Here is a 24,371-nt window from a genome sequence, read left to right on the forward strand (position 1 = left end):
TTATTATTCTGCAAATCTATTTTTTCCGTGATAACGATCGTAATGAACATCGTCTGACACAAGGTAGTTGTAAATGTCGTCTACGATTTCAATACCATCCTTATCATATTCCTCACTTCTTAATAAACCGCGTTCACCTGGGTAATAAATCTCTCCATAACCCTCTGCCGCTGGCTGTGTTTTTAATTCATTGAGCATTGTTGTAATTTGTAGTTTGAAAGCATCTAAATCTGTGAAATAGGCAGGGTTAATCACGATATGAAGTTGACCTAAATCACGCCCTTTTGTTAAGTCCTGATACATGGAAGACACATGTATACCGTGTGGGACTCCAAGAAGACTACCTGATAAAATATCCACCATCATCATTAATCCATACCCTTTTGGACCTGAAATCGGTAAGAGTGCATGAACATCTCTTGCATTCGTAGTTGGTGCACCAGTTGCATCTACTGCCCATGTATCTGGAATTGATTCATTTTTACTTCTTGCGTCTAAGATTTTGCCCCATGCTTGGACAGTTGTCGCCATATCGAATGTGATGATACGATCATCAGCGGATGGTGCACTAAAGGCAATTGGATTTGTTCCAAAGTAAGGCTCAGTTCCTCCAAATGGCACGACCATTGGATCTGATTGACACATACTTAAGGCAACCATATCTTGCTCCGCCGCCATTTCAACAAAGTAACCTAATGCACCACTATGCGAAATATGTTTCATACCAACAACGGCAATACCCGATTTTTTTGCCATTTCAATTGCTTTTTCCATCGCTTGTTTTGCAACTTGGTGACCTGGACCATTATCTCCATTAAAGACCGCAGATGCTGGACCTGTTTGTTCAAATGTATAGTTTGGATTTGCTGTAATACCACCTTTTGCAATGCGTTCAGAATAGTATTCAACACGTACGGCACCATGGGAGTGAATGCCTCTATGATCGGCGTATGTTAATACATCTGCAACATCATGTGCCGCTCCTTCATTTAATCCCGCTTTCATAAACTTTTGTTTCATTAAATTAAATAGTTCTTCTCTAGATACACGCATCTTGTTTACTCCTTATATAATTAATATTTTGTGTCAGATTCTAAATAATTTAGAATTTATTTTTGAATTTCTTTTGTAACTAAGATGCCTAATTTATCTTTGGATAACTATCGGAGATAATATACTCACTTTTATAAATCAATATCTCTGTTTGCATCTTTAGAATAAATGTATGAGAATGGTTCATCTAAACCGATTGCATAGGTTGCTTGCGGTACATAAGCACCCATAAAGATATAGTCACCTTTATCAACTGGCATCCATTCGTTGTCTAAGTTGTACATGCCTCGTCCACTTAAAACATAAGCGCCGTGTTCTTGAACGTGTGTTTCAATGTAACCATGTGAAGCGCCTGGTTTGAACGAAAGAATATGAATGTTCATGTCATATCCAATTTCTTTTGGTAATAAGTCTTGAATTAATACTTCTTTCATACCTTCATATGCCTCTTGTTCAATGTCGTTCACATTACCTGTAACGATTTCTGGTGTATACCCTTTAAGAGGTTGTCCTTTAAGAGGTTGATAACGTTTTTTGTATAAGAATAAGCGACTATCTTCACCGTTATTATTATTTTCAAACGTCAACTGTAAGTGTGGGGGTACATATAAATACCCACCTTCTGTTAATTCGTATCTTTTACCGTCTGCAAAAGCATTGATTTTGCCATAAACAACGTATACAAATGATTGAATACCATCACCAGCGAAACCAGCTTTGTTTCCGCCTTGGTTTTTTACTGTTACTAAATAATCTACAAATCTTGCACCTAAACGTGGGGATCCTAAGATTGTTACGTCACAATCTTTAAAGCCAGGTACAACATTATTAACTAGGCCGTCTGGTGTGATTACCGCGTAATTGTCTTTTTTAATGATAGAACGTGTTTCTAATAAACCTTCTCTGTATCCTTGAACTTGATTTAAGTAACCCATAAGTATCTGGCTCCTTTTTCATTATTTTTATTCTTTATATGCTAGTTCATAAAGTACATCGCTTAATACTTCAATACCTTTAACAAGATCTTCTATCTTCGTCTCTTCACTAATGTTGTGACTAATTCCACCAATAGAAGGTACAAACAACATTGCCGTTGGAACATATTGTGCAAAGATTTGTGAGTCATGTCCTGCACCAGATGGCATCACTTTATATTGATCACCTACATTATTCTTTGCTGCTTGTTCAATGATTTGAACGATTTCTTTGTCCATCAATGTTGGTGCCTCATCCATCCATAAATTAATATCATATGTCATGCTATTTGCTTCAGCGACTAATTTAATTTTGTCTTCGATTTCTGCTGCAAAATCATTTAATAGTTGCTGATCAATATGACGACAATCGATTGAGAATGTAATTTCGCCGGGAACTACATTTACTGTGTTTGGTACAAGTGTGACATGACCGAACGTTAACACAAGTGGTTCCCCAATTTCTCTAGCACGTTTTGTTAAGTCCGAGACAATTTCACTATAGGCAACAACTGTATCACGACGTAATGACATGGGCGTAGTACCAGCGTGGTTTGCTTCACCTTTTAAGTTGATCGTGAAGCGTTTTTGACCGACGATTCCATTGACAACACCGATTGTTTTATTTTCTGTCTCTAACACTTTACCTTGTTCAATATGAATTTCAACAAATGCTTTGATGTCATTACGAACGTCAGTCGTTTTCCGATAATTAAAACCTGATTTACACATCGCATCTTCGAACTTAATACCCTCAGCATCTTCAATTGTGTCAACATCCGATTTTTTAGCTAAGTTAAAGAAGTTTTTGCTACCCCAAAATGTGTAAGGGAATCGACTACCTTCTTCTTCTGCAAGCGATAATACTTCTAATGATCGTAGTGGTTGACCATATTTTTCTTTTAAATATTTCACAGCAACAAGTGCAGATAAGATACCGAATTGACCATCCAGATGCCCACCTTCAACAACTGTGTCGATGTGTGATCCTGTCAAAATGGTTTCTTTTGGATATTTACTTCCAACAAGACGCCCAGATAAGTTCCCGATGTCGTCAAAGCTTGCTTCTAATCCTTCTTCTTTGAATGTTTTTTCCAGCTCACGAACTGCATCATTCCATTCTTGAGAATATAAAAGGCGTGTAATTCCACCTTGTTCTAAGCCACCAAAACCTGTGAATTTCTTATCTAAAGCTTCAAACGTTAATTGAATATCCATTACTCTTTCACTCCTTCCTCTAATACACTTTTATTATAGGACCTTACTCACAACCATTCATTGACAGAACAAACAATTATGGAAGCTCTTTTTATGCACTATCAACAAATACATGTTTGATAAAGATTCAAAAGCTAGATCAGAGGTAAACGCTGAGCACGAAAAATGAATACAGTTAGCTATCAATTACGTATAGGCTACTAAGTAGTCGTACGTACGGAGCAAGTTCCAGCTTTTTTTATACGACTCCATCAGCATTCAAAAAATAGCCGAAGGAATCGAATTTATCTTGATTAAAAAAAATACCGCATAGTAAATCAATGTAAAAACTCTGATTTACCATACGGTATAGTTCATTTTTTAATTATTATAAGATAAATGATAAGCCAAATGTCATGATACATATGAGAAGTAGCAAACCTAAGCTGTACCGTAATGTATATTGGAAGATTTTTGACTCGTTCCCAGTCTCATTAACGGCTGCTGCTGCAATAGCGATAGATTGTGGTGAAATCAATTTTGCCACGCTACCTCCAGCTGTATTGGCTGCCATTAACAAAGATGGTGATATACCGACTTGCGTCCCAGTAACCACCTGTAAGCTACCAAATAACGCGTTATTATTAACAACAGATCCAGTGAGAAAGACACCAATCCATCCTAATACTGGACTTACAAATGGAAAGAAGTCACCCGTTTTTGCAAGTGCAAGTCCCAAAGAAGTACTAAGTCCCGAGAAGTCCGAGAGATTTGCAAAAGCCATTACAAGAACGATCGTAAAAAATCGGTAACCACAATTCTTTAATGGTACCACCGAGCAAATTAACGGTTTGATTTATGTTTAACGCAGGAAATAGAATACTTGTTAAAATAATTGTCACTAGAATCGCTGTTCCCGTTGCTGAAACAAAGTTAAGATTTAAGATTGCTGGCATAGGTATTTCTTCGGTTACTATTGGCGGTGTACGCATGACTTGATCATGTAATCCTGGGATTTTCAAGGCTACGTTTGTAAAATCAAGTGCACCATCTGCTGCAAATAAATTTTTAAATGTAGGGAGGCTCCAAATGGCTATAACACCAGTGAGTAAATAAAATGGTGACCATGCTACCATGATTTCTTTCATAGAGTAGTTTTTTAAATTTCCTGTTGCTTCTACACCAGGCTCATGATAAATCGTTTTAGGCTGCCATCTTCTTAAGAATAATGCCAAAATTATCATACTAGCTAAAGAAGGGATAATATTCGCAAGCTCCGGCCCGATAACAGTAATCGTTAGTAATTGAAGCCCCGAAAATGCGCCACTGACGATTAAAATTGCTGGGAATATTTCTTTTATTCCTTTGAACCCATCTAGAATAAAGATGAGGATAAACGGAACGAGAAATGAAATCAACGGTAACATAAATGCTGTCATTCTAGAAAGATCTAAAATTTCCATACCACCTACTTGAGCACCTGTAATAACTGGAATTCCAACTGTACCGAATGCACCTGTAGAGGCATTAGCGATTAGGCAAAGTCCAGCAGCTTTAATTGGTTTAAAACCAAGAGTCACAAGTAATGCTGCACAAATAGCGATTGGGACACCTAATCCTGCTGCGCCTTCTAAGAAAGCATTAAAGCAAAAGCCAATTAGCAATAATTGAAGACGTTGATCCTCGGTAATACTAGCAATACTACCACGTACTGTTTCAAATTTTCCGGCTTTAACTGAAATCTTGTACAACCAAACAGCCATAATAACGATATAACCGATTGGCCATAGCGCTTTGCCTGTACCGAGAAGAATTGCCCCTAAGGCTTTCGTAATGGGCATTCCGAAGAATCCGACGGTAATGATAAGGGTAAAGCCTAATGTTAATGCTGCAGCATAAACCCCTTTTAATTTAAAGGCTGTTAAACTTAGTAGAAATAGAAGAATGGGAAGGAAGGCTATGATGCCACTCATTATTTCGTTTCCAAGTGGATCGTATTGTTGAAACCACATCGTTGTCACTTCTTTCTAAGTAGTTTATTTCTATAAAATTTGAATTGAGCTAAACTAACTTGATTGTAGATATCCATGCATGCTTATACACGATAGACGAGTTTTTTCTGTTCTTCTCGTTCATACATCGCAATTCCATAAGCTATCGCTCCTTTTTTCAGAATAATAGGTTAAGAAACATTATATACTTATAAAGATATTATCAAGGTCCTCTACGTTATTTACGGTGCTCCGCTACAAGTATACTTAAAGCGAAACAGGACCTATTTTCTACTACTCTAAAGAATAAGTTCTTTAGCGCCATGTTCACAATCGATATAAACATGAATAGTTTTTTAAAAGATTTAAAAGTATTCTCCCAGAATGTAGCAAGTGTTGTTCCACGTCCAATGGCATGATGTAGAAAGTCTACTTCATTCAATATCGCGCTTATTTGGATAAATCCACGGCTAATTATCCATTGCTTGAGAGATAAATCGACCTACTTTCTCATCTTCAATTCCTTTATCTTTGTCATAGATTTCAACACCGCGAAGGATTGTTTTCACTATCTGTGCACCGATTTTGCGCCCAACATAAGGACTAATTTTGTGTCGGTATGCTAAGTCCTCGGCTTTCAATTCATAAGGTGCATCTTTTTTAATAAATACGAAGTCTGCATCTTTCCCTACTGTGATGCTACCTTTTTGTTCTAGATTAAAACGTCTCGCAGGGTTTGTAGCAATAATCGCTGCAAATTGAGCTAATGGCATGTTTCGTTTTTGTACACCTTCATCGAATAATACGTCTACGTTATTTTGTACACCTGCGATACCCCCCCAAGCCTCAAAGGCATTGTCCTTATCTTTCAAGTCTGGTGTACATGGTGAATGATCTGATGTTACGAATGAAATATCCCCATTAAGTACACGATTCCACATACCTTCCAAACGAGATTGTTCACGGATTGGCGGCGAACATTTTACAACTGGACCGATAGTATCTAATTCTTCTTTATAGAAATATAGATAGTGTGTACATGTTTCGCATGTAATATCGACACCTTCTTGCTGCGCTTTCACAATTTCATCTATACCTTCCTCACAAGCTATATGAACGATGTGCACGCGACAACCGGTTTCTTTAGCAAATAGGATTATTTTTCGAATTGGTTCCACTTCTGTAAATACAGGTCGTGAATCTACATAAGCACGTAATGATGTTTCGCCATTTTTATATGCTAATTCGCCTAATCTATCAGTAATTTCAGCATTTTCAGCGTGAATAGATAAGATTTTACCTGTCTTCGCAATTTGTTTCATACCTTCATAAAGTGCATAGTCATCCACTTTCATGAAATCACCTTCTATAGAACGGTCACCACAAGTCGCTACAAAACATTTATAGGCAACGACACCATTGTTATCTAATTCTTGAATACCACCGTCTAAGTTAAATGGCACTAATCCACCATAGCTGGCAACATCTACGGATAATTTCCCTTCTCCAGCTTTAAATTTTTCTTTAATAGATGGGCCATTAATTGTTGCGGGTACTTGGTTTAATGGCATTTCGATAATTGTTGTTACCCCACCTTTTGCACAGGCCCGTGTACCTGTATCATAACCTTCCCATTCATCACGATAGCCTCCTCCTGGTTCCGTGATATGTACGTGTGCATCTACCATGCCTGGAGATACGATCAAGCCTTTTGCATCAATAATTTGTGCATCTTCACCTAAACCCTTACCAATTGCGGCGATTTTACCATTTTTTATACCTATATCGACTTCTTGCTCACCATTCTCTAGAATAACTAATCCATTTTTGATAATTAAATCGAATTGCATGAGAATCATCCTCCTCTATTTTTTTAAAACGTTTAATAATAAAAGTAAAATACCTGCTGTGAAAAATCCGATAAACCATGAAAAGTCCAAAATGACGTGGAACCTCGGTATAAAACCTATTAGGGATATGAATACTCCAACGATTGTTGCAATATAAGCTTGTATATTGATTCTCACTTTTGGTCGTTCGTTGCTATTACTATCAAAATATAATTCATCGATATTGATCCTACACTTTGAAATGAAGTAGAACTTTACAATCATCACACCCGCAACTGGACCAAGAATGGCGCCGATCATATTTAAAAACATGAAGATACTATCACTATTCTCCATCATCTTCCATGGCATAGTGATAATACTTGCAATCGATGCAATCCATACTCCACGCCGATAATTAATATACTTTGGAAATAACGCACTTATTTGATAGGCTGCTGGAATAATATTACTTGTTGCATTTGTAGAAATTGTTGTCATAAGAAGTACACCTGTAGCAAAGAAGATGGCCCATATACTATCCCATTGATTGATAATATTCAGTATATTCCACTCTTGTTGACCAAAATAAATGGACCCACCAATTAAAATTGTTACACTTGAAAATGCAAACAAAATATGAGCAACAACAATACCAGAAACTTGTCCGAAAATTTGTGTTCTTGTTGATTTCGCATTTTGTGTGAAATCAGAAACGCTTGCCCCTGGAGCAGCCCAAACACCAAGTAATGAGTTAAACACTAAGATAAACGCTAAAATGGTTTGATATAAAATACTACTCTCCGAACTCAGTTCATAGCTCAAAATTTTATTGAGTCCACCACCAGCTTTAATGCCCCAGATTGCCATACCACCAAAAACTATATAAATCATTGGGTTTAAAATAGCAGTAAATTTATTTAAGGTTCCTCCGCCGCCAATACCAATGGCAAAGTTAATTACCCAGAATAACAAGAAAGCGATTAATCCGGGAATAGTAATACCTAAAATTGTAGTACCATCTCCAATGTCATTGAATCCCGGAAAAATTTTATTCATTAGAATCAATAAAGCTTGTGAGCCAGCAAAAGTTTGTAAACCAAACCAAGCAATGCCGGCTACAACACCACGTAATACACCTGGTAATTTAGCACCTATATCACCATATGTATGCCTTAAGTGCATGGCGAATGGGATACCATATTTTGAGCCTGCGTAACCGTTTACAACAAGTAGGAAGGCAATTAAAAATGAGCTTATAACAAGTGATAACATCACTTGAAATGGTGATAAGCCTAATAATAAGAAGCCACCGACAGCTGTATAATTAGGAATGTTATGCACTGCCCCCATCCACAGCGTAAAAAAGTTAAATGCGGATGAATTTCTTTGTTCAAGCAACTTTGGCATGATATCCTTGTTGTAACCGCGCTTTTCAAAAAACGAAGGATTTCGTTGGATATCCTGACCTTGTTTTAGCATAATGATTCTCCTTTATTATTAATAAAGGATTATACGTATAATAACCTTCAAAAATAGTATACAATCAGTGTGATAGGTTATCTTTGTAACATCATACATATTTAATTTTTATTTTGGCTTTTTCAAACAAAGATTAGGAGAGAGTTCTTATGACAACATTAAAAGAAATAATGTCTGTACAACAATTTTCAGATTTAACATTGTTAAATGATGAAGGCAATTTAGAGAGAGTGGTAGAAATGGTCGATATTACAGAGACACCTGATATCAAAGATTTTACTGCACAACACTCATTTATCGTAACAACTGGTATGTGTTATCAAGACAATCAATCTGGATTAATCGATCTCATTAGAGAATTAAATGATATACAAGTTGCAGGCATAGGTATCAAGCTTTCCCGATTTTTAAAAAAATTAGATGATGAAATCATAGAATTCGCAAATGAATTAAAATTCCCAGTTATTAGCATTCCTGATAGTTGGAATCTAGGATCGATTACTCATCACATCTCGTCATATATTTTAGATGAAGAAACTGAAAAATTATATTTTGCATTAGATATCCAACAAGAATTAAATACAATGCTTATGAGAGGGTTAAGTTTGGAAATGATGATTGAACGGATGAGTAGACTCCTCAGAGTTCCAGTGATGTTATTAAATCCTCTTTATCAAATTAAATCAATGAGCCATCACTTCAATCAACACCCTGAAAATGTTCAAAAAAATCTTAATTATTTTAAAAGATGTTTAAATTCCAAGCATATTACGCCTAATAATAGAGAAGCTTTCCAGGAAGAACATATTATATTTGAGGTTCCTGCATTTAAATATTTTCCTTATTATCTTATGGTTTCAAACGTCAATACGCTCAATTATCCATTTAGTTTGCTAGCCATAGAACAGGCAGTAAATACTCTCAGTCTTGCAATCTATAAAAATAGTAAAATTAAGGAAGCGGAACAACAGGATGTGGACCGATTTTTTGAATCACTCATGTCTGAACACCCTGATAACCTTATTTCTGTCAAGCAGCACCCTGAGTTTTTAAAAAAGCATCATATCCAACCATCAAATTACTATCAGGTGATAATTTGTGCGATCGATAAAGAACAAGATGTAGAAAATAATATCTATTTGAATGAGCGGTATCAAATGACCTATGAATGGCTAACGCATAAGTTGATTGACATTGACCCCACTATCAGTATATATACGTCTCCAGGTAAGCATCGCTTTACGATACTTTTACAAACGAGACATCAATATTACTTAGATTACTGCAAATATCTCAATAAAGAGTATCAAAAGTTTTTTAATAATTCACTATCGTTTGGTATTGGTAATGAAGTCTCTGAATTCTCACAGTTACCACTATCTTATTTCGAAGCAAATGAAGCTTTTGATAATAAGTTTGAAAATGGTGAACTAGGATTTATAGAACTCTATAAATCCAAAAGTGTAGAAGAATTATTACAACTCATACCAGCCAACAAATTAAAACCGTTTATCACGTACACATTAGGTTCATTAGCCTATCCGAAAACAACGAAGGAAAAAGAACTAAAACATACTTTAAAAGTATATTTGGCGAACCATTGCGACCTCACAAAGACTTCAGAAGATATCTTTATTCATCGTAATACAGTAAAATATCGTATTAAAAAATGCGAAGAAATTTTAGGTCAGTCTGTCGAAGCTTCTGAAGCATCCTTGGATATTAGATTAGCTTTATTTGCATCAGAAAAAATTACATTTTAAAAAATCCCGCTAAAAAGCTATTTTGAATGCTTTTTAGCGGGATTTTTTTAGTGAAGAAAATGGAAATGTGTTTTATTACCTATCACAGTTAAAAATGAAAAAATATTTTTGATTTAAATATATAAAAAAAGCAGTCCATCAGTGGGAGATGTAGAAAATCTCCACTGATGGAAGCGTTGCTTTATTCTTGAGTTACAGGAGTTAGGGGCTGTTTTTTTTCGCTTAACATAACTACAATGAAAAATAATATCGCTGCTGCTGCAAGAAGTATTGCTGCAATATAGAATGCTAATACCTTCGAGCCAGTAATGTCACCAATATAACCAGTAAGCGTTGGCGCAACAACCGATGAAGTCATACCAAAGAAGTTAAAGAAACCTAATGCTTTAGCAATTGTATTTGATGATACTGAATCAGTTACATACGTGATTAATACTGGATCAATTGCAAGTTTGCCTAGTAAACCATATAAGATTAGTGCAACATAAAGTACTGTTGGGTTAGGTGAAAATACTGTTAGACTAATTGTTAGCGCTGCGCCAATTAACAAGAAGAAAATTAATTTCAGACGCATATGTGCATTTTTATCAATATATTTAGAAAATATTAATGCACCCGGTACTGCTGAGATTGCGACTAAAGCAGCTACATAGCCTACTGAACCTTGTTCGAATCCTTTTTCTGTGACAAGGAATGACGGTAACCATGTTACAATCATGTAATAACCATAACATGTTGCAAAATAGACAAAATAGACAACTAATTGTTTTGGTGAGAATAAATTGATTTTAGAATCTGTATCTTGTGTTGTTTTCTTATCTTCGTTTATTTCTTCTGTAGCTAATTTTTTGTCTTGTTTAACAAATAAAGCAAACACAAATGTTACAGCTAAAATGAGGATTGCTATAATATAGAGTAAGAAATTCCATTTAATTTCAAGACCACCTACTAATACAGATGAGCCTATTAGACCAATGACCATCCCTAACGCTGAACCACTGTTTATGATCGCATTAGAAAAACTTTTCTTATCTTTTGGCATATATTTAGCTGATAAGGAGAAAGCTGCACCATAGTATGAGCCAGTCGAAAGACCTGCCAATAAGGCGCCGATGTACACTTGCGTGATTGACGAGCTTGTTCCAATGACGAATGCTGCTAATGAGAAAATGATGAATGCAGGGATTAATACTCGTTTTTGACCAAATTTATCAACGAGTATTCCTGATGGAATTTGCATACCTGTATAGGCAAAGAAATAAATTGAAGCAATAAGTCCTACTTGAGTATCGCTTATATTCCCTAGCGATTCTTGAATTTGTGGATATATTGGCGTAAGTATTGTACGATAAATCCAAATAACTACCCAACCTAAACACAGTGCAACAATTATTTTTTTGTAATAATTCGGGTCATTTTTAACTGTTTGTCCCATAATACGACACTCCCATTTTTCGTTTTTTTTACTTATGTAGTGCTTAATTTAATTTTAGGTTATGAGTACGTAAATAACATTGTTCATTTTTAACAAAAACAGAACCAACATTGCACATTTTAGACAAAAAACTTATGCTTGAAATTTTTATGAAAGTATGACTTATGGTATTCTTACTTGCCGATTTTTGCGTAGTACTTTTGTATCTTCGCAAGCTCTTCGAACAGTAAGGAAGGCTCAAGCAAACCAAAAATAAGCCCGACTACCCTATAGGTAATCGGACCGACCGCAATCTACAGTGCAACAGCTCTGCTTTGTAAAATAAAATTTTGCTGAGGTGTGACAATCCTTAGTGATGGCACGAAAGATTCCTCCTTGTAGATATTGCATTTACAAGGAGGAATCTTTCTTTTTACTATGAAAACTAGCTAATCAACAGACGTACTATTTCAATTAATGATGATTATGCGGAATAAAGCCGATTGGTGTTGGACCCGCAATCCCTAACATCACAAAATCTTTATCAGAATTATTAGTCATTCCGTGCTTTTCACCAGCACGTGCAACAACAACATCTCCAGCTTTAATTTGAACCATTTCACCACACTCTGGATAAAAATCTGCTGTTCCTTCTACAACAATCCAAATATCATCAGCTTTCTCGTGCGAGTGAATTGGCAAATCTTGTCCTGGATGCATACACCAAACAGCTCCTACAGTATTAGGTGTTTCATAGAAAATATGTTTTGTCGCTTCTTCTTCTCTAAACTCTTGAATATCTGGCCAATGGAAAATACGATTTTTTAAATCTTTTCTTGCTATTTTTTTAAATGTCATTGTATTTTCTCCTTGTTTCAAATTTCCAAAAAACCTACATTATTTAGCGTTTAACAATATTTTGGCGTTTACCTTCTAAAAATGCTGTAGTGTTATCGAATGCAATTTTAGCACGCAGTTCCATCGCTTCATCCGTAAAGAAACCTACATGTGGTGTTAAAATTATATTTTTGGCGTGTAATAGTTTATAGTATCCAGGAATAGGCGGTTCCATATCAAATACGTCGATACCAGCTCCAGCAATTCGCCCTTCATTTAATGCATCCGCCAATGCATCATTATCAACAATTGGGCCTCGTGCACAGTTGATTAAAATGGCTGATTCCTTCATTAAATGTAATTTTTCTTTAGAAATTAAGCCTTTCGTGCTAGGTAGTAATGGAATATGTAATGACACAATATCTGATTGTGCTAATAACTCATCTAATTCCATATACTCGATACCTATATCTTTAGCTTCTGGATTAAAACTAGATTGATCTGAAGCGATTAAGTTTGCACCAAATGCTTTAAACAATCGAGCAGTCATTAAACCAATTTTACCTGTACCAATCAATCCAACTGTTTTACCTTTAATTTCACTACCTTGGAATGTCCCTGGGAAATTATCGGCACGAATTTCCCTATCACCCTTAGTAATGCGACGATACACGTCTAATACTAAGCCAATCGTTAATTCCGCAACCGCTTGATTCGCATATCCAGCTGCATTACATACCATAATATCTTGGTTTTTAGCTTGGGTGATACCTACATGATCAACACCTGTAAAGGCCACATTGATTAATTTTAACTTGTCATTTTGATCAATTACTTCTGTAGGATAAGGATTATTCGCAATCATAATAATATCTGCACCTTCACTACGACTTGCTAATTCTGCCCAATCAGACGTTTTCTCATTGTAATAAACAAATTCATGACCGCCCTGTTTGATTGGTTCCGCTAACTTTTCAATGATTGAATCTGGAACATTTAATGGTTCTAATAATTTTACTAACATACAATCCATTCCTCCTATTATGTCGATACGCCTGTTGATTAACTAGTGTCCATAGTTAGAAAGAGAGAATCACACTTCATTTGTTTTTGTATACTTCGCACAAAAAATCTAGTATTTACATTGATTTACACTCCTGTTTTTTCTTATTTTTCTTGCTATACGCTTAATCTGATTGTAGGATATGAGTAATTAAATAACATTGTTCACTTTTAACAAAAATACAAACGACATTACATATTTTTAACAAAAGCTTTCGTGCAAATTAAAAAATCAGCCCAAAAATTATCGGACTGATTCGTTACATTATCATCGTATATTTACCCACACATTGTTTTTTGTCTACCTTTTTAAGCAATCGATGCTCCTTAATTAAGGTCACTTTTTACACCTTTACCATAAAAACTCTATTCCACACTTTTTAGCGATTCAATCATATTTATTTTCGTCACTTTTCTTCTAAGAAGTAAGTTAGACACTATAGTCAGTAAGAACGCGACAATTATAGAGACTAAGATGATTAACATACTTAATTTATCTGGGATTTGTTGATGGGTGCTTGATAGAGCCTTTACGATAATTTTATAGACATAGCCACTGATTGGTAAAGCTACAATGACCGCAAATGTTGTTAGGATAATGTTTTCCAAAAATATTAATCTGTTTATTTTATTTTTTTGATAGCCTAATACTTTCAGTGTTGCCAGCTCACGATTCCTTTCATATATGTTGATGGAAGATATCGTATAGATGGCGCCAAAGGACAGTATGATGGCGCTTATGATAAACATGATAAATACAAAACTGTTTTGCTTCACAATATATTGTGCCGATTTTTTTAATTCATTCTTATCGGCAATTGTATCTACACTCCGATCTTTTTCAAAAAAATTACGAGCGCTCATAGCATCTGTAGCGTTATTTGTTTGAACTAAAAGCGAAGTTGGATTGTAGTCTATGTTAAAGCTCTTTAAGTACTCTGGTGTACTATAAAACGATGGATTCGAATACTGTGTAGAGATATTTAAAACCTTCATTTCTACAGAAGTATCTTTTAGCTCTGGCGCTGTAAACTTTATGTTGATACGATCCCCTTTAGAAATATGATATTTGTCAGCGTAAGATTTGGGGACAAGTACACCGTTATTTTCTAAAGCTATTCTATTGTCATTTTCGTCGAAGAAATGAACGAGATTGTTTTCTTGTTCAGTAACAACTAAATTGGCGCTTTCTTTTTCATTATCTTTTATGATTTCAATAGGAAGAGTGGCTAACAAATAACTAGTTTTAATTTCAGAAGGTAGTTTTACCGTCTTAAAATTTGTACCCATCGTATAATCGACTCTTAGATCATAAGCATAAACATCTTCAATTTGATCTGCTACTTTTAGCAAGGATGCTTGAGTACCGAAAGCAGTAATCAATAAAACGGTGCTTACAACAACACCAATTGAACTTGCTAAAGCTTTTTGTTTATTTAAAAATATATTTCTCAAAATGAGTTTATAACTGTAGGAAATACGGCTCCATAGACCTGGAATTCTTTCTATCAAGAGCTTTTTCATCTTCTTTGGCGGTTTAGGACGCATAGCCTGAGCTGCATGTTCCTTTAATATAGCTCTACCACTTAAGTAACATGACAGAACACCAAAGGCACTAGAGAAAATAATCGGTGGGATGATTGAAAATAAAGAGAGCGAGAATTTTATGTCAGGCAAAGAGTAGGCCCTTGCACAAGACGTAGTTACTAAAGGAATAAATACAAAAGCGGCAATTACACAACCTATAATTGAGCCTAGTATTCCTGCCAGCATAGGGTATCCCATATAGTGAAGCATAATGTTGCTGTTTTTTACACCTAAAGCCTTCATAATACCAACTTGATTCCTTTGCGAATCGATAATCCTCGACATGGCGAGAAATAGGATAATCGCTTCAATCAAAAAAAGTACTAAAGGTATAACTTTACTCATTAAGTTATTATTTTTAATCGTTTGATTGATTTTAGAATAGTTCAAAGTCCGTTCCTTATTTACTTGATCTAAATAGCTAAGTTGCTTGGACTGTTCTTCAATTGATTTGCCTAACTTTTCAATATCGTAACCTTCTGCAGCATCCACGATGATTTCATTAAAGTAAAAGCCATTTAAGATTTCGGGTAATGTTTCTTCAGCAATATAAGCGACTCCATATGCTTTATGGTCTTGAATTTCATTCTTTTTTGCGTGTTCAACATTCTCACCTAAGCCACTAATTGTAAAGTTAAAGCTGCTTTCATTCGCATTTATCGTGATTTGATCGCCGACACGATATTGATGTTCTTTTGCATAGTGAGAATCTAATAAAATCTCATCCTTTTTTAATGGGATACTACCTTCAGTTATAGTAGGTGTATTTATTTCATTGTTGTCTGGGATCGAATGAATTTTTAATGACGTTTTGTAATCTTCAAACGTTTGCGTACCATCAAAGGTATAACGTCCTTCGATTTTATTGATACCTTCAATTTTACTTAACCGAGTGACATCATTTTTAGAAAGCTGACTGTAATATACATGTAAATCGCTTAAATTATGTTTTTGAAAGTAATCCTTCGTATACGTATTAAGATTATTGCTGTAGGTTACTAGTCCCGCATAGAAAAAAGCACCTACTGCAATAACAATCACGACGGCGATAAATTGCCCCATAGACTGTTTGATGTCCCGCAATAATTTTAAAAGCAATTTCATGATTACCACTCAATCCCTTCAACACTTTGTTTTTCCTCATTTATCGTAACACTTTCGATCAGTCCGCTTTTTACTTTAATTATTTTGTCAGCCATAGGGGCAATGGCAGAATTATGTGTGACTAAAACAACACATTTCTTCGTTTCTCTATTTAAATCTTGCAGAAGCTTTAATACAGACTTGCCAGTTACATAATCCAAAGCGCCGGTTGGTTCATCACAGAGTAAAAGTAAGGGGTTTTTCGCAACAGCTCTAGCTATAGCTACTCTTTGTTGCTCTCCTCCAGAAAGCTGGGAAGGGAAATTTTTAATACGATCCGCTAATCCGACTTTATGTAAAATATCTTTAGCATCCAGATTGTTTTTACATACCTCAGTAGCGAACTCAACATTTTCAAGAGCGTTTAAATTCGGAATTAAGTTATAGAATTGAAAGACGAAACCCACTTTCTCACCACGATATTCCGTTAACTTTTTTTCGTTCAATCTTGTTATTTCTTGATTCCCAACAAAGACTTGACCTGAGGTAGCCGTATCCATACCGCCAAGAAGATTCAGAATCGTACTTTTACCCGCACCACTAGCCCCTAAAATAACGACGAATTCCCCCTCATTTATGGAAAAATCAACACCATTAAGGGCCTTAATTGGGACTTCTCCTATTTTGTATTCTTTCGTTACGTTTTTAAATTCGATTAGCTTTTTCATTTATTTCATCTCCTCAAATAATTTTTTATCAACGGCAAGTAACTCTAAAATAAACAACATTTGTCGTATATTTTAGAGTTACTTTTAGTTGTCTCTTTTTGTTGCTTGGCTTTATTAAGAAGCCGTTAATCACGGCAAAATGTTAGAAATTTAAATCGACTTAAAAAGGATTTCAATCTACCGATCTCTGTGGAGATTACAACCACATCACGCATCCACGGCTTCAAGAAGATTCCATAATATTGACGGCAGTAATGCCTCGGCATTATTTCGTCCGGATTCGGCCAAAAACAGTTAAATCATTCTAATAATATATAAGCTGATAAAATTAAATATATACACGTTTGGTAAAAAATACATTTTTAGTAGACATAATATAATTATTGGTTACCTAAGATTTAAATGATGAGTGACAAGATGTTAGAGGCTTAGAATAAGTATATTTATTCACAAAGAAATGAAAATCCTGATGTTAAGAATAGAAGAGGATGAATTATTCGCTTTCCTCCCCCTTTGGTTGATTTGTACATAGAACGGATTCTACGAACTAAAATAAACAATCCTATAAGTAGAAACATAGAAGTAGTTGGTATTGCAGTTTGCACAAAAAACCCCCCCGAATTATGTTTAATAAATGCATTATTGCATAAATTTCAACTATAACAAAATTTTCCCTATAAATTAACCTGCTCCGTTAGTTTAAATTTGACTCTTCACAATCTCATCTGTATTTAATATAAATATCCAGTTTTCTTTAAAGTAAGTTATTCAATTAAATGACCATAAAATCAAAAATGAGCGCTTATCCTTTTCCAGGATTGCGCTCTATAATCGAAAATCTTTTTAATAATTTCAACGGATATTATCGGAAAACTGCTCTTCAGATATTACTTGTATTCCATTTCTTTTAAGTAAAGCAGTTGTAACTCCGTTTCCAATAATTTTCTTACCTTTAAATTCGCCATTATAAATCATTGAACTTCCACAAGATGGACTATATTCTTTAAGAACGACTATTGTCGCTCCAACCTCTATAACCTGTTTTAATGTTTCGTAAGCTCCTTTTATGTACAATTTCGTAACATCTTTACCTGATATCTCAATCACTTTGGCTTTACCATTCAATACATCTTCCCCATCACCACCTATTATTTCAGCAGGTTTTCTGGGAGTTGAAAACCCACCAAGCAATTCAGGGCATACGGCAATCGCCTTATTGTCTTCTATTAGTTTACGAATCTTATTATCTAAACTATGCGTACCGTTATATCTTACTTTTAATCCTGCTAAGCAAGAACTTACTAATATCATTGCTATCACCTCAAATTAAATTTCACCTTATGTTTTTCAATTAATATCATTTCTTACTTCATTATCTGGTCCGATTGTTGAACACAAGTTAAACAACACTCTCCAACTAACCTGCTTCGTTCGTTGAATAACAGATAAAAAAATTACATATACAATACTTTTATTTTATAAGCATTCCAAATTATATATCTTTAATCATAAATAAAAGCTGAACTAATAAAAAATAGCTCAGCTTTATAGCTTATTATCATGTTACACATTGTATATAGGAAACTGATGTATTAACTGAATTAATAAAACATTCCCACCTCTGAGTTATTTTTTATTATTTAGTTAACGCCTGCATATCTGCCACAATCGTCTCAACTGGTACATCTGTTGTACCATTATAATCTTTCACAACAATCCCATCAGCATTAACTAAGTAATACCTTCCCGTATGTATAACTTGGTCAGAATTTGGATCGTTTTTCACGTGTGATTTAAACGATTTCATAGCAAACTGTTCAATAAACTTTTGATCATAGCCAGTTAATAGTTGCCATTTGCTTTCATCGGGTACTGAATATGTTTTTAAATAATTTTTTAAAACTTCTGGCTTATCAACCTGAGGATCAACGCTAAAAGCTAAAATCTGATAATCTTCCATGCCTTTATCCTGAAGTGCCTTTTGCACCTCCGTCATGTTATACGTCATTGGCGGACAAATGGAATTACAATTAGTAAAGATGAACATCGCTAACGAAGGCTTGCCTTTAATATCATTAAGGCTAACCTTTTCATTTCTTTGATTAGTTACCGAAAAATCCTGTACTTCTATGTTCATCTCAGGTTCAAATTTATAACTTCCACAACCAGTTAGAATGCTACTTAATGTTAGTATCAACACGAGCAAGACACTGTTCTTTTTCATATATTTGCTCACTTCCCTTCAATTTACCATCGTTTTTTATTGTATAAATTATAGTTACTGAATACAAGATATGAGCTTACCCTTTCATTTTTTTATGTCCATTCAATGTATATTGTATGATTTTGGTATATTAATATCCTATAATTTCTAGACAATTCACAATTCTTTTAAAATTTTTTAAAACTGTTTTTTACTATTTTGGTTATTTCCCAAGACATCATACAATTGTTATGTAACAGAGTTTTTTTAGTTTTCAAGCATATCCTACATATGGAGCCACAATAATAAATTCTTAAAATTTCTCTTTCACACTCGAATTTTCTCCCACATTCACAATTATCATCATTAAACTATTATAAGAATATTATTCTATAAAAAATACCATTCTCTTTTATACAGTTTATTTCTATTAAATCCTTATTATTTCTATGTTATTTCCACAATCTGAAAATGATCAAAAATTACAAAAACTCGAAATTTAGTATTGCATTATAAGAATCTTCCCCATAAAATAAGTGAATATAACGACGAGAGAAAAAGAAATATGTCGTTTAAGACAGAAATATATCACTTGAGGGGGAATAATAATGGTAAACATTTCTGGAGGCAAAAATAAAGATTCAGTTGACTATAGCGCAATTGAAGCTATGGAAACGTTCAATAAGTTCGTGAAAAAGAAGAATACCTTCCTTTTCTCGATTACAGCAGTATTTTTAACACTTTATATTTTGCTACCAATCCTCGCTTTTCAACCTGTACTACAACAAAAAATTGTCGGAAATATTACAGGTGTTTGGGTTTATTCAGCAGGATTATTCATGATGACAATCGTTCTTTGTACAGTGTATGTGAAAAAAGCTGCTTCATTCGATAAAGCTGCGGCAGCAGTACTAGCTGAGTATCAGGCGAAAGGTGGAAAATAAATGAACTTAGTATCCGTTGGTTTCTTTTTAGCAATCGTTAGTTTAACTCTTGTAGTAACATATATCGCAGCGAAACGTACGTCTTCTGCGGCAGATTTTTATACAGCTGGCGGTGGTCTTAAAGGTTGGCAAAATGGTTTTGCAATCGCTGGTGACTACTTATCTGCCGCTGCATTTCTTGGCGTATCCGGCGCGATTGCCTTAACTGGTTTTGATGGCTTCTTCTTCTCTGTAGGCTATGTAGTAGCTAACTTAGTTCTTCTTTATGTAATTGCGGAGCCGATGCGTAATTTAGGTCGTTATACTTTGGCAGATATGCTTACTGCCCGTTTTAATGAAAAACGCATTCGCGGGGTAGCTGCGTCAGGAACAATTATCATCGTAATCCTTTATATGATTGCACAATTAGTAGGTGCTGGTGCTCTTATTAAACTATTATTTGGTATAGAGTATTGGATTGCGGTTTTAATCGTAGGTGTTATGATGACGACTTATGTATTATTCGGTGGCATGACAGCTACTTCTTGGGTGCAAATTATTAAGGCTAGCCTTCTTTTATTTGGGACAGGCTTATTAGCTACATTAGTATTAATTAAATTCGACTTCTCTCTAATGAAAATGTTTGATACGATCGCTGTGGATCATGGCGAGAAATTCCTTGTACCAGGGATGAAATATACAAGTTCAATTGATTCGATTTCGATGATGATGGCGCTTGTCTTAGGAACATCTGGGTTACCTCATATTTTAATGCGCTTCTTCACCGTTAAAGATGCCAAAACTGCTCGCTCTTCTATTTCATGGACGACTTGGATTACAGCTATTTTCTTCTCATTAACTATTTTTTTAGGCTTCGGAGCATTAAATTTTGTAGGGATCGATAAAATTCTTGCTGAAAGTAAAGCTGGTAACACGGCTGCCCCACTTCTTGCTAATTATTTGGGCGGTGATGTGTTAATGGCATTTATCGGTGCCGTAGCATTTGCAACTATTTTAGCTGTTGTTTCGGGTTTAGTTTTAACAGGAGCTTCTGCGATTTCCCATGATATTTATGGAGAAATCATTAAAGGTGGTAAATTAACAGAAAAGCAACAAGTTGTAGCAGCTCGTACTGGTTCAATTTCTATTGCCTTTGTTTCCATTATCCTTGCACTATTTGCACAAAACTTGAATGTATCGTTCTTAGTATCCTTCGCATTTTGTATCGGTGCTTCAGCAAACTTACCTGTTATTCTGTACACAATCTACTGGAAAAAATTCAATTCAACAGGTGCTATAACAGCGATGGTAACTGGTTTAGTATCATGTTTAGTTTTAGGTGCTATGGGACCAAATGTATGGAGTCCTGTTGAAGGTGCGGCAATATTTGTTGGTAATCCTATCGTACCGTTAGCAGTTCCAGCGGTTATTACAATTCCACTTGGCTTTATCACAGGTTATTTAGGCACTGTTCTATCTTCTAGCAAAGTACCACAGGAAGAAGCAGATCGCATTTACAAGGAAATTCGCGTGAAAGCAAACACAGGTGTATCCGTCTCTGATATCTCTCATTGATTGCTTTCCGCAATCCAAATAATTGCAAAAGGCTATATCAATCGTCCTATCCTTCATAATAAAAATATCAAGTTAAAAAACTCGATTTTTTGTCGGGTTTTTTAACTTTTTATTATAAAAAATTTACCATTTTACTTATTGAACAATACTATTCTCTTTCAAAAAAGTTTGATTTTCACTGAGTAAATAGTGTTTATTTTTTATAAAAAACCATTCTTTTTTTAAAATTTTATCCTAATTTCCCACTCGAAAATCTAGAATTGACCTAACTTCGCTTGTTTATCAGAATTTTCCAAAATCCTTTTATTTCTAGGGCTTGTTATGTATATTCTCTTTTAAGACTATTTTTCTAAAAATTATTTTTTCATAATTTTTCTGAAAAGTATTGCAATTTTGTGAACTGTCTCATAAAATGAAGAGGTGAATTCACTAACCTAGCAAATTCGAGTCTTTAAGCAGAAAAAATAAACACAAAATGGGGAATGTTAATGGGGAACAATCAAGCAAGCAAGGGCGTCGTGATTGACTATGATGCAATTGCAAGTCAAGAATCATTTAAAGCGCTTGTTCGAAGAAAGAAATCATTTCTTTGGTCAATAACTGTGATCTTCTTAGCAGCTTATATGTTGCTACCAATTCTTACTTCGTTCACGACAGTACTACACCAAAAGGCAATTGGGGAAATTACTTGGGTGTGGCTATATTCAGCAGGATTATTCATCATGACTTGGAGCTTATGTCACGTATATGTAGCAAAAGCGAATAGTTTTGATAAAGAAGCACAGGCGATTATCGCTGAATACGAGAACGGAGGTGGCCGCCGATGAATAACGGGATGAGTTTTACAGCCATATTCTTCTTCGTAGCCATTGTTGGTTTAACATTAGTTATTACATGGTGGGCATCAAAACGAACATCTTCTGCAAGTGATTTCTATACTGCAGGCGGCGGGTTAACAGGCTGGCAAAATGGACTAGCCATCGCAGGTGACTACTTATCAGCAGCATCTTTCTTAGGGATCGCCGGAGCAGTTGCATTATTTGGATTTGATGGATTCTTCTTCTCTATCGGATATTTAGTAGCTTACTTAGTGGTTCTATACATCGTTGCTGAGCCATTACGTAATCTTGGTAAATTTACATTAGCTGACATGATCACAGCGCGTTTTGATAGCTCTAAAGTTCGTGGTACAGCAGCTTTAAGCACTATTACAATTGTATTATTCTACATGATTGCACAACTAGTTGGTGCAGGAGCACTTATTCAATTACTTTTAGGGATCGACTATTGGCTTGCCGTATTAATCGTAGGCTTTATGATGACGACATACGTACTATTTGGTGGTATGACTGCAACATCTTGGGTACAAATTATTAAAGCTTGTCTTTTAATGTTAGGAACAGTTATTATTTCATTCTTAGTATTAAAAGAATTCGGCTTTAGTATTGCAACGATGTTTAAAGAAATGGAAACTGCAACTGATAGCGGTGCAGCTTATTTGAACCCAGGTCTTAAATATCAAAATGGTATAGATACTATTTCAATGTTAATCGCTTTAGTATTAGGTACAGCAGGACTTCCACATATCCTAATGCGCTTCTTTACAGTAAAAGATGCAAAAACTGCTCGTTCCTCAGTAATCTGGGCTACTTGGATTGTAGGTATTTTCTACATTCTTACAATCTTCTTAGGCTTCGGTGCAGCTAAATTCGTTGGTAAAGAAGAAATTATTTCTGCAAACGCTGCTGGTAACATGGCTGCTCCACTTCTTGCGGAAGCACTTGGTGGAGACATATTATTCTCATTCGTATGTGCGGTAGCTTTCGCAACAATCTTAGCGGTAGTAGCTGGTCTTGTCCTTTCTGGTGCATCTGCCCTTTCGCATGATATTTATGGTCAAATCATTAAAAAAGGCAAAATCACAGAGAAAGAGCAAGTACTTGCAGCTCGTATCGGTTCTATCACAATCGCTGTTATTTCAATCCTTTTAGCACTTGGTGCACAAACATTAAACGTAGCGTTCTTAGTATCACTTGCATTCTGTATTGCAGGTTCAGCTAATTTACCTGTAATCATCTATACAATCTACTGGAAACGCTTTAATACAGCAGGTGCTATTACAGCAATGTTAACAGGTTTAATCTCTGCTTTAATTCTTGTTGCAGTTTCACCAAACCTTTGGAATCCAGTTGAAGGAAAAGCAATTTTCGTTGGAAATCCATTAATTTCGTTAACGAACCCTGCAATAATTTCTGTACCACTTGGCTTCCTTGGAGGTTTCATCGGAACATTCCTTTCTAAGGAATCAGATGCTAAGAAATATCGTGAAGTGGATGTTAAAGCTAACACAGGTATTTCTGTACAGGACGTATCTCACTAATATAACAATGACCTTGTAAGTTAATAATACTTACGAGGTCTTTCTTTTTCTTAACTTGTTGCCCAAGCGTTCATCTAACGCATCCACGAAGCTTTGCTCTGCGCGAAAAAGAAACGTCAGCAACAATTTTTTATGTGCGAAAGCGTAGCGTCAGCAACAATTGTTTTCTGTGCGAAAGCGTAGCGTCAGCAGCAATTGTTTTCTGTGCGAAAGCGTAGCGTCAGCAGCAATTGTTTTCTGTGCGAAAGCGTAGCGTCAGCAGCAATTGTTTTCTGTGCGAAAGCGTAGCG

The 24,371-nt window shown here is 35.2% G+C and carries 18 protein-coding genes and 1 pseudogene; 5 read left to right on the forward strand and 14 right to left on the reverse strand.

The features are described from left to right. Positions 1-3: 3 nt before the first annotated feature. The 6 genes and pseudogenes from allD to allW form a co-directional block, all read right to left on the reverse strand. Positions 4-1,053, reverse strand: coding sequence for an ureidoglycolate dehydrogenase (allD, locus tag ACIPKN_RS17630; protein WP_400938402.1), 1,050 nt, complete (start codon positions 1,051-1,053; stop codon positions 4-6). 131 nt (positions 1,054-1,184) lie between these two features. Then, positions 1,185-1,988, reverse strand: a complete 804-nt coding sequence (gene allE, locus ACIPKN_RS17635; RefSeq protein WP_400938404.1) for a (S)-ureidoglycine aminohydrolase — start codon at positions 1,986-1,988, stop codon at positions 1,185-1,187. A gap of 27 nt (positions 1,989-2,015) precedes the next feature. Then, positions 2,016-3,245 carry an allantoate deiminase gene (gene allC, locus ACIPKN_RS17640; protein ID WP_400938406.1) on the reverse strand — a complete coding sequence of 410 codons (1,230 nt, stop codon included), beginning with the start codon at positions 3,243-3,245 and terminating at the stop codon, positions 2,016-2,018. A gap of 367 nt (positions 3,246-3,612) precedes the next feature. Then, positions 3,613-5,236, reverse strand: a pseudogene (locus tag ACIPKN_RS17645) (lactate permease LctP family transporter). 449 nt (positions 5,237-5,685) lie between these two features. Continuing rightward, entirely contained in the window at positions 5,686-7,065 is a 1,380-nt protein-coding gene (gene allB / locus ACIPKN_RS17650; protein ID WP_400938409.1) for an allantoinase AllB, read from the reverse strand. Positions 7,066-7,080: 15 nt separating this feature from the next. Continuing rightward, entirely contained in the window at positions 7,081-8,526 is a 1,446-nt protein-coding gene (gene allW, locus ACIPKN_RS17655) for an allantoin permease (protein WP_400938411.1), read from the reverse strand. A 149-nt stretch (positions 8,527-8,675) separates the two neighbouring features. Between allW and ACIPKN_RS17660 the strand changes: the two genes are divergently transcribed. Then, the gene (locus ACIPKN_RS17660; RefSeq protein ID WP_400938413.1) at positions 8,676-10,289 is read left to right on the forward strand and encodes a PucR family transcriptional regulator; all 1,614 of its coding nucleotides are present in this window, start codon (positions 8,676-8,678) and stop codon (positions 10,287-10,289) included. A 181-nt stretch (positions 10,290-10,470) separates the two neighbouring features. Here the strand turns inward: ACIPKN_RS17660 and ACIPKN_RS17665 are convergent, their stop codons facing one another. From ACIPKN_RS17665 to ACIPKN_RS17700, 8 genes are all read right to left on the reverse strand, one after another. Beyond that, complete coding sequence (locus tag ACIPKN_RS17665; protein ID WP_400938416.1) at positions 10,471-11,724, reverse strand: MFS transporter; 1,254 nt, start codon at positions 11,722-11,724, stop codon at positions 10,471-10,473. A 453-nt stretch (positions 11,725-12,177) separates the two neighbouring features. Further along, positions 12,178-12,561: a cupin domain-containing protein gene (locus ACIPKN_RS17670; protein ID WP_400938418.1), complete on the reverse strand. Its 384-nt coding sequence runs from the start codon at positions 12,559-12,561 to the stop codon at positions 12,178-12,180. Between the two features lie 43 nt (positions 12,562-12,604). After that, positions 12,605-13,564, reverse strand: coding sequence for a 2-hydroxyacid dehydrogenase (locus ACIPKN_RS17675; protein ID WP_400938420.1), 960 nt, complete (start codon positions 13,562-13,564; stop codon positions 12,605-12,607). Positions 13,565-13,968: 404 nt separating this feature from the next. Next, the gene (locus tag ACIPKN_RS17680) at positions 13,969-16,293 is read right to left on the reverse strand and encodes an ABC transporter permease (protein WP_400938422.1); all 2,325 of its coding nucleotides are present in this window, start codon (positions 16,291-16,293) and stop codon (positions 13,969-13,971) included. A gap of 2 nt (positions 16,294-16,295) precedes the next feature. Further along, a complete protein-coding gene (locus tag ACIPKN_RS17685; protein WP_400938424.1) occupies positions 16,296-17,000 on the reverse strand; it encodes an ABC transporter ATP-binding protein in 705 nt (234 codons plus the stop codon). A gap of 443 nt (positions 17,001-17,443) precedes the next feature. Continuing rightward, positions 17,444-17,578: a CcdC protein domain-containing protein gene (locus tag ACIPKN_RS17690; protein ID WP_483869530.1), complete on the reverse strand. Its 135-nt coding sequence runs from the start codon at positions 17,576-17,578 to the stop codon at positions 17,444-17,446. Between the two features lie 274 nt (positions 17,579-17,852). Next, on the reverse strand, positions 17,853-18,311 hold the full coding sequence (locus ACIPKN_RS17695) for a 2-thiouracil desulfurase family protein (RefSeq protein ID WP_400938427.1): 459 nt from the start codon (positions 18,309-18,311) through the stop codon (positions 17,853-17,855). A 325-nt stretch (positions 18,312-18,636) separates the two neighbouring features. Continuing rightward, positions 18,637-19,224 (reverse strand): SCO family protein, encoded by a 588-nt coding sequence (locus tag ACIPKN_RS17700; protein ID WP_400938429.1) that lies wholly within the window; start codon positions 19,222-19,224, stop codon positions 18,637-18,639. Between the two features lie 587 nt (positions 19,225-19,811). Here ACIPKN_RS17700 and ACIPKN_RS17705 point away from each other — a divergent pair. The 4 genes from ACIPKN_RS17705 (at position 19,812) to ACIPKN_RS17720 (ending at position 24,081) form a co-directional block, all read left to right on the forward strand. Then, positions 19,812-20,147, forward strand: coding sequence for a DUF485 domain-containing protein (locus ACIPKN_RS17705; RefSeq protein ID WP_400938431.1), 336 nt, complete (start codon positions 19,812-19,814; stop codon positions 20,145-20,147). Then, positions 20,148-21,701: a solute symporter family protein gene (locus tag ACIPKN_RS17710; RefSeq protein WP_400938434.1), complete on the forward strand. Its 1,554-nt coding sequence runs from the start codon at positions 20,148-20,150 to the stop codon at positions 21,699-21,701. It begins immediately after the preceding gene. Positions 21,702-22,189: 488 nt separating this feature from the next. After that, positions 22,190-22,528, forward strand: coding sequence for a DUF485 domain-containing protein (locus tag ACIPKN_RS17715; RefSeq protein WP_400938437.1), 339 nt, complete (start codon positions 22,190-22,192; stop codon positions 22,526-22,528). 8 nt (positions 22,529-22,536) lie between these two features. After that, on the forward strand, positions 22,537-24,081 hold the full coding sequence (locus tag ACIPKN_RS17720) for a solute symporter family protein (RefSeq protein WP_400938668.1): 1,545 nt from the start codon (positions 22,537-22,539) through the stop codon (positions 24,079-24,081). Positions 24,082-24,371 lie beyond the last annotated feature (290 nt).

The sequence above is a fragment of the Lysinibacillus sp. NPDC086135 genome (assembly GCF_044746345.1).
Classification (GTDB): domain Bacteria; phylum Bacillota; class Bacilli; order Bacillales_A; family Planococcaceae; genus Lysinibacillus.